9 protein-coding genes are annotated in these 7,989 nt (G+C 43.6%); 8 read left to right on the forward strand and 1 reads right to left on the reverse strand.

Going from position 1 to position 7,989, the window contains the following annotated elements:
• The 5 genes from CCU_RS12105 to CCU_RS12125 form a co-directional block, all read left to right on the forward strand.
• Positions 1-823, forward strand: an 823-nt coding sequence (locus CCU_RS12105) for a hypothetical protein (protein ID WP_208896226.1), incomplete at its 5' end; no start/stop codon positions are given.
• Positions 824-870: 47 nt separating this feature from the next.
• Positions 871-2,298: a hypothetical protein gene (locus CCU_RS12110; protein WP_015534868.1), complete on the forward strand. Its 1,428-nt coding sequence runs from the start codon at positions 871-873 to the stop codon at positions 2,296-2,298.
• Positions 2,299-2,322: 24 nt separating this feature from the next.
• A complete protein-coding gene (locus CCU_RS12115; RefSeq protein WP_015534869.1) occupies positions 2,323-2,646 on the forward strand; it encodes a hypothetical protein in 324 nt (107 codons plus the stop codon).
• A 32-nt stretch (positions 2,647-2,678) separates the two neighbouring features.
• Positions 2,679-3,575 (forward strand): DUF2953 domain-containing protein, encoded by an 897-nt coding sequence (locus tag CCU_RS12120; protein ID WP_015534870.1) that lies wholly within the window; start codon positions 2,679-2,681, stop codon positions 3,573-3,575.
• 1 nt (position 3,576) lies between these two features.
• Entirely contained in the window at positions 3,577-3,993 is a 417-nt protein-coding gene (locus CCU_RS12125) for a GerW family sporulation protein (protein ID WP_015534871.1), read from the forward strand.
• A gap of 320 nt (positions 3,994-4,313) precedes the next feature.
• Here the strand turns inward: CCU_RS12125 and rpmB are convergent, their stop codons facing one another.
• Positions 4,314-4,499, reverse strand: a complete 186-nt coding sequence (rpmB, locus tag CCU_RS12130; RefSeq protein ID WP_015534872.1) for a 50S ribosomal protein L28 — start codon at positions 4,497-4,499, stop codon at positions 4,314-4,316.
• A 224-nt stretch (positions 4,500-4,723) separates the two neighbouring features.
• On the opposite strand from rpmB, the gene CCU_RS12135 reads away from it, so the two are divergent.
• The 3 genes from CCU_RS12135 to CCU_RS12145 all read left to right on the forward strand — a co-directional run.
• Complete coding sequence (locus tag CCU_RS12135; RefSeq protein ID WP_015534873.1) at positions 4,724-5,083, forward strand: Asp23/Gls24 family envelope stress response protein; 360 nt, start codon at positions 4,724-4,726, stop codon at positions 5,081-5,083.
• 18 nt (positions 5,084-5,101) lie between these two features.
• A complete protein-coding gene (locus CCU_RS12140) occupies positions 5,102-6,793 on the forward strand; it encodes a DAK2 domain-containing protein (RefSeq protein WP_055144575.1) in 1,692 nt (563 codons plus the stop codon).
• A 42-nt stretch (positions 6,794-6,835) separates the two neighbouring features.
• The coding region (locus tag CCU_RS12145) for a DEAD/DEAH box helicase (protein ID WP_208896227.1) at positions 6,836-7,989 on the forward strand (1,154 nt) is incomplete at its 3' end.

Below are 7,989 nucleotides of genomic sequence, written 5' to 3' on the forward strand. Positions count from 1 at the left end.
GAAGAAGTTTGGCAGATACTCCATTCGAAACCTCACATTATACCTCATCATAGGCTACGGTATAGGATATCTGTTGTTCATGTTCCAGCCAAAGATACTGTTCATGTTGACACTTGATCCGGCGGCGGTAATGCATGGACAGGTGTGGAGACTTTTCACATGGATAATCACACCACCGGTATTCGGTGTCGATATATTCACGATAATCATGCTGATATTTTACTACAGTCTGGGATCTCTGCTGGAACGTACTATCGGAACATTCCTTTATAATCTGTACATGTTCAGCTCCATGCTGTTTACCATGATCGGTATAATGCTTGCACACATATTCTGTACCTATATCATAAGGTATGATTACGCGAGCTCGACTGGTTATTTCGCATATGCATCGACATATTATATATTGATGTCCATATTCCTTGCCATAGCGGTATGCTATCCTGACATGAGCGTGTTATACGCCATGATCATACCAATCAAGATGAAGTATCTCTCGATACTGTATATCGTCATTATAGCGTATTACTTCATCAATGAGACATTTATGGGAAGAGTGAACATAGCCATGTCACTTGTGAGCTTTGTGATATTCTATCTGAGCACGAAGAACTTCAGAAAGTTTTCGCCAAAGCAGATGAAGAGGCGGCGGAATTATAACAGGCAGGTGCGGACAGCAAAACAGGAGAATATCGGACACAGATGCGTTGTGTGTGGAAGAACGGACAAAGATTATCCTGATCTGCAGTTCAGGTACTGCTCAAAGTGTACAGGTAACAAGGAGTATTGTCAGGATCATCTGTTTACCCATACACACAACTAGGATATATGATCAAAGATTTATAAAGAAGATAAAAGAGGAAGTTTATTATGTATAATGAAGAGAAGAAGCTTATAACCGATATACAGAGAAAGAAGGATCTGGACAGGAATCTTGCACTGTTTGCAGGGGTGGCATCGAAAGCAAATTATGAATATGCATGCCACAAATTCACCTTGAATTACCTGACACTCAAGGACATGCATATGGATGGGGATGTCCCTGATGATCCATATATCGCTCAGTGCCAGGCTGTGATCGACAAGCTGATAGGCGACTTTGTTGTGGGAGATAAGACGGTGTGCGAGGATGCTGATATGAAGCTTATCTCGGATGTCAGGAACACCATAACAGCCAAGATGAAGGTGCTCACATCATACACGGATGCATTTGAGATGTATGAGTATATTTTAAACAGGAAAGAATACAGTTATCCGGAGAATGTTGACGAGGAGATACAGAAGGAGCTTAAGGAGCTCGATGAGGCGGGCGTCAGTGACTTTGCAGAAGAGATATACAGATTTGTGTTCGCAGATCAGGACAAGGTTGCCATTAACTCCAAACTGCAGTCCATAATAGGACAGCTCCCGATACGTATGACAAAGAACAGATTCTATGACATTCTGGGAGAAACGCTTGATATATATAATGGAGTGGAGAAGGAGTCTCTTGACCAGTTTATTGAGATGATCGAGAATACTGCTCTCATAAGACTTCCAGAGGGATTTGAGACAGAGTACCCTGAACTACATGAGGCGCTTGAGGTCTTAAAGGCCGGTGATTACACTGCTCTTGATTACGATGGTTACAGAAAGCTCACTGATGTGCTGGACAGAAGTGCAGCATTCCTGAATTCGGTTGTGACTGAATATATGCTCATCATAGAGCTTGTAAATGATCTCTATGTTATGATGCTTGCGCTGGATTCAAAGGAAGGCGTATCTGAGAGCTGTAAGAAAGCGATGACCGTCATAGAGAAGGCTGTCGCTGACGACGGAGAGCATCTTGAGGATGTATATGCACTCCTTGACGATATCGTCGGAGAACAGGAGCTGGCAGGAGAGCATAAGGTAATGCTTGAGTCCGCTGTGTACGACATCTCAACCGGTTACACCGATGATATTGCCGCAAATGAGCTTCAGGATACATACAGAGATCTGGAGATCATGGATAAGCTTCTCTCGGGAAGTATGTTTGTGGATATAGACAATATAGCTGTGATGGGCGTACTCAATGTGGATACTGATTATATAGCTGCATGTAAGGAGAAGCTGACAAATGAGTTTGCTGATCTGTTTGCTGCCAACTCAATGACAGTCAACAGAGCCATCATGGCAAAGATACTCTCCAACATACCTGTTTTCTTCAACACCACTGATGAGATCAGGGAATATGTAAACGGATCTCTTTCGAGATGCAGGGAAAAGAGTGAACTTCTTGCGGACTATATTGTTATAAAGCAGATGATGGAAGAATAAACTGTTTATTACAGGTGATTGAATATGGTCATTGATGATAAGTTTTATGTTGGTGGAGCACGGGATCGGCAGATCATAAGGATGGTCAGAGGAATAAGGCGCTTCCACAGAGTAAAATATGTGCCTGGAGTGTTCGTTATCACACTTCCGTTGTTTGGAGATGGGATTCTGGAGATATATGAGTTGAATGAACTCAGGCAGAAGATCTACACTGACATGGGCGATGCTATACATATTGTCGGTGCAGCTCCAAGCAGATTCCAGGCTGTACTGCTTGTCAGGGATATAATAGATGATATATATAAGAAGACCGGGGATGTTGATGTGGAGAGATTTTTTGCATCGTGACCAGATAGTCTCTGGGTCTAAGGGGATGGAGCATGCATATTGTTTGGTTGATATTGAAGATACTGCTCATAGTTATCCTGTCGCTGGTGGGACTGGTAGTGCTTCTTGCACTTCTCGTATTGTTTGCGCCGGTGAGATACAGGGCGTATGTGAAGAAGGATGATGACATATTTGCGAAGTTCTCTGCCAGATGGCTTGGTTTTGTCCTGTGTTTTAAGGTTTTGTATGATTCGGACGGCCTTCGGTACAGGCTGAGGCTGTTTGGCGGAACCATCATGGGCAGCGAAAAAAGTGCCATACCGGAGCCGGAAGAAGAGGTATATTCTGAACCCGGGGAATACAGTCGGGCTGAGACAGAGGAAGAAGCTTCTGACAGTCCGGGATATGAAGACTATCCATCGGTGGAGCCGGAGGACAGGCAGTTTCTTCTTGAGGACAGCGAATTTGAGGAGCCCGTACCGGGGCCGCTCATCAGGCTGGGCAGAAGGATAGACAGTATGGCAAAGACGGTTGTATCGAAGTTCAAAGATCTGTCAGAGAAGTTTGCCAGTCTGAAAAAGAAAAAAGATGGCTATACTAAGCTTGTACACAATGTCAGAACAAAGGAAGCCATGAGAGTTTTCAAGGTTGAACTGATAAAGGTGTTAAAGCATCTTAAGCCCACAAAGCTTAAGGGGCAGATCATATATGGTGCGGATGACCCGGCAACAACAGGTGAGCGCCTGGGGTATATGAGCCTGCTTTTCCCGCTATACTATGATAATATAGATATAACACCGGATTTCTCTGAAGCCTGGCTGGAAGGAGACCTGTTCATGAAGGGCAGGATAAGACTTGGAACAATCGGCTGGAGCGTGCTGAAGGTGATCTGGAACAAGAATGTCAAGATAACTATTGCTCGATTAAAAAAGATATCAGGAGGAAATTGATATGGCAAATATGAATATTGAGGGAACACTTGGTTCTATGTTTAAGGGAATGGATGGCTTTATATCATCGAAATCGGTGGTGGGAGAGCCTGTGTATGTCGGTGACACGATCATTATTCCTCTTGTAGATGTCAATTTTGGTATGGCTGCCGGAGCGTTCAATAAGCAGGACGGCAACAAAGCTGCCGGAGGAATCGGAGCAAAGATGAGCCCGTCTGCTGTTCTTGTCGTCTCAGGAGGAAATACGAGACTTGTAAATCTCAAGAACCAGGATGCCGTAACAAAGATCATAGACATGGCCCCAGAGGTCGTAGATAAGATCGTGGGTCTGTTCAAGAAGGACAAGACAGAGGAAGAGAAGAATGTTGACAAGGCGATAAATGATGTCGCACAGTCAGAGGAATCTGTCACAGAATAATAAATATCAGAATATATAATATAAGTGAGATTCAGTGCGTTGGGAAATGCATTATTAAAAAGTCACCACATATAATGATAATAAATCATTATGGTGGTGATTTTTTATCTGGAAAAAATTCACAGGATTTGCGTTTTTCTTCACAGCGGTGGGAGTGGTTATAGGATATTTCATAAGTGGATTTGTGGAATTTCTCATAATCGTTATATTATTGCTGTTATCTTATATATTCTCCTGCAGATAAAAAAATAAGAGTGATGATCCTTGAGGATCATCACTCTTATTTATACCAGAACTGAATCGGTGATATTATGCAAATATTATGCACGCTCGACCTTACCAGATCTTAAGCAAGATGTACAAACATAGATCTTCTTTGGTGTACCATCAACTACAGCCTTAACAGACTTAACATTTGACTTCCACATCTTGTTTGCTCTTCTATGAGAGTGGCTCACTTTGATACCGAAATGAGCACCTTTATCACAAATTGAACATTTTGCCATAATAGCACCTCCTTCAATGAATAAACTAACTTTCTTCCTAAGTTCACAACAAGACATATAATAGCAGATTATTTTTCCATATGCAAGCAAAATATTTATTTTTTATTGGAAATGAAGAAATACTATAGAATAAAATTAGATTTATGCTATAATTGATGAGTAATTGTGTTTATAAGTCGGTAGATATGATGAACACTGGTGACTTTGTTAGAAAGGAGTCGTGTATGAAGGAATATATTAATAGCGATAACGGTAAAGTAAGTATAGATGAGAGTGTTGTTGCACAGGTTGCAGGACTTACAGCCCTTGACTGTTTTGGAATAGTAGGAATGGGAATAGTCAGTGTCAAGGACGGAATTGTAAAGCAGCTCCGCAGAGACAATGTTTCTAAGGGTGTAAATGTACGTTTTGATGAGAATGGTGATATAGTCATTGAGCTGCACATAGTTGTTGCTTATGGCGTTAGTATAAAGGCTGTCACAGACAATCTTATGCAGTCGGTAAAGTACAAGGTAGAGGATTTTACGTCGTTTAAGGTCAGCCATATCAATGTCTATGTTGAAGATGTTAAAGTACTTGATTAGTTTGGAGGATAGAGTAAAGTGAGTAATACGATTGATGCGCTTGCACTGAAGAAAGCATTTATTGCCGGTGCCAATAATCTTGATAAGAACAAGGAATATATCAATGAACTTAATGTGTTCCCTGTGCCTGACGGAGATACAGGAACCAATATGACGCTGACAATCCTGTCTGCAGTGAAGGAGGTTGAGGCGGCACCTGATGATATGAAGTCCATAGCAAAGGCCATGTCCACAGGTTCGCTCAGAGGCGCCAGAGGTAACTCAGGTGTAATTTTGTCACAGCTTTTGAGAGGCTTCAGCAAGAAAGTGCAGGACGCAAGGACCATAGATGTTCACGTTATAGCAGACGCTTTTCAGAAGGCTGTGGAGACTGCATATAAGGCTGTCATGAAGCCTAAGGAGGGAACGATTCTCACAGTTGCCAAGGGCGTGGCGTCCAAGGCAAGGGAGTGTGCTGATGCAGATATGTCCCTTGCACAGTTCTGTGACGAGGTTATTGAATATGGAGATGCCGTTCTTGATTCCACTCCTGAGATGCTTCCGGTTCTGAAGGAAGCCGGCGTGGTCGATTCAGGTGGACAGGGACTCATGGTGGTGCTCAAGGGTGCTGTCGACTGTCTCATGGGCAGAGTTACAGTTGAACTCAGCAAGAACACAGGAACAGTGAATGTGGCAAGAACATCCACAGGCGCAGGCAACGATTCCATATCCACAGCGGATATAAAGTTTGGATATTGTACAGAGTTTATTATCAATCTTGAGAAGCCATATGGCGAGGCTGAGGAGGATGATCTGAAGAGCTTCCTCGAGTCTATAGGTGACTCGATAGTATGTGTATCTCTTGATGATATAGTTAAGATACATGTGCATACCAACCATCCTGGTCAGGCATTTGAAAAGGGTCTTACACTTGGATACCTTACTAATATGAAGATAGACAACATGAGGATAGAGCATCATGAGCGTGTTATCGGTCAGGCAGAGCGCGATGAGGCCGAGAAGCAGGAGGAAGAGAGACAGCACAGAAAGCAGGAGCATAAGGAGCCTCGTAAGAAGTATGGATTTATTACGGTATCCATGGGTGATGGTCTCAAGACTCTTTTTGAAGAGCTTGGAGCAGACCGTGTTATAGAAGGCGGACAGACCATGAATCCAAGCACTGAGGATATGCTCAATGCGATCGATGATGTGAATGCCGAGAATATATTTATACTCCCGAACAATAAGAATGTTGTTCTTGCGGCTAATCAGGCGGCAACTCTGTGTGAAGATAAGAATATAATTGTGATTCCAACCGCGAATGCTCCTCAGGGCATAAGCGCCATGATCGCATTCGACAGTACAGTCGATGTGGACGAGAACAGATCTGCCATGAAGTCGGCTGTCAAGAATGTCAAAAGCGGACAGGTAACTTATTCCGTAAGAGATACCTCGATCGATGGAAAGGCCATCAAGGAGGGCGATATCATGGGTATCGGCGATAAGGGGCTTGTCAGTGTTGGAAATGATATAGAGAATGTAACATTTGAACTGATCGCAGATGCGGTCGATGAGGATTCAGAGGTCATAAGCATATATAATGGTGCTGATGTGTCTGAGGAGGATGCGCAGAAGCTTGCTGGCAGAGTGGAGGAGGCATATCCGGACGTTGATGTGCAGTGCTACTATGGCGGACAGCCGATATACTATTATATAGTATCTGTGGAATAACTTTCTGTGTATCTGTGAGATCCGTTGTGAAGAGGTGTATGTATGGAATTGAATGACTCCATAAAGACAATAAAAGGCATAGGTGACAAGACTGCGTCGGCATTTGCCCGGCTTGGGATAGAGACGGTGAACGATCTGCTTCTCAATTACCCCAGGACATATGTCACCTATGAGGATCCGGTGGATATATCAGATCTGCAGGCGGGAAGCAGGCAGTCCGTGAGGGCTGTTGTGAACAGCCGTGCGGAGGTCAGAAAAGTACATGGACTGACCATAGTAATATTGTACGCAAAGGATTTCTCTGGGACAATTAAACTTACCTGGTTTAATTGTCCTTTTTTGCGTAATTTCTTTCATATAGGTCAGGAGTTTGTGTTTGTAGGAAATGTGGCTTATAAGGGCGGTATGATGACCATGACGCAGCCGGAATACTACACTGATGATAAATACGGCGAACTTACGCATGTTTGGCAGCCGGTGTACACGGTAACGCCCGGTATAACCTCGAAGACCATACAGAAGGCTGTGAGAGGCGCAGAGGAAGCCATAGACAGGCTTGAGGATTACCTGCATGACAATGTGCTTGATGAGTACCATATTATGGGTATACAAAAGGCTATCCACTCGATTCATTTTCCTCAGGATGAGCAGAAGCTCAAGTGGGCTGTGAAGAGGATGGCATTTGATGAATTTTACAGCTTTATATCAAACCTTCACAGGATAAAAGACGACAATGTGTATGCAGAAAATACATGTATAATAAACTGTGATGAGGAGGTCAGGACGTTTATTGAGAACTTGAGGTTCAGGCTTACCGGGGCGCAGATGAATGCGGTGCGTGATATGCTTGACGATATGCGCTCTGAACATGTCATGAACAGGCTGGTTCAGGGGGATGTCGGATCAGGAAAAACCATAGTTGCAGCAGCCGGATTATACGCAGTGGCTGCAAGTGGCTATCAGGGAGTGATCATGGCACCGACTGAGGTTCTGGCGGTTCAGCATTACAAGGAGCTCAGTTCACTGTTTGAGCCATACGGAATATCTGTGGGACTTCTGACGGGTTCCATGACAGCGAAAGAGAAAAGAGAGATGTACAGCCGCATCAAGAATATGGATGTGCAGGTTGTGGTCGGAACACATGCCCTCATACAGGACAAGGTGGAGTATGGAAGACTGGCGCTCGTTGTAACTGA

Source organism: Coprococcus sp. ART55/1 (genome assembly GCF_000210595.1).
In the GTDB taxonomy this organism is placed as follows: domain Bacteria; phylum Bacillota; class Clostridia; order Lachnospirales; family Lachnospiraceae; genus Coprococcus; species Coprococcus aceti.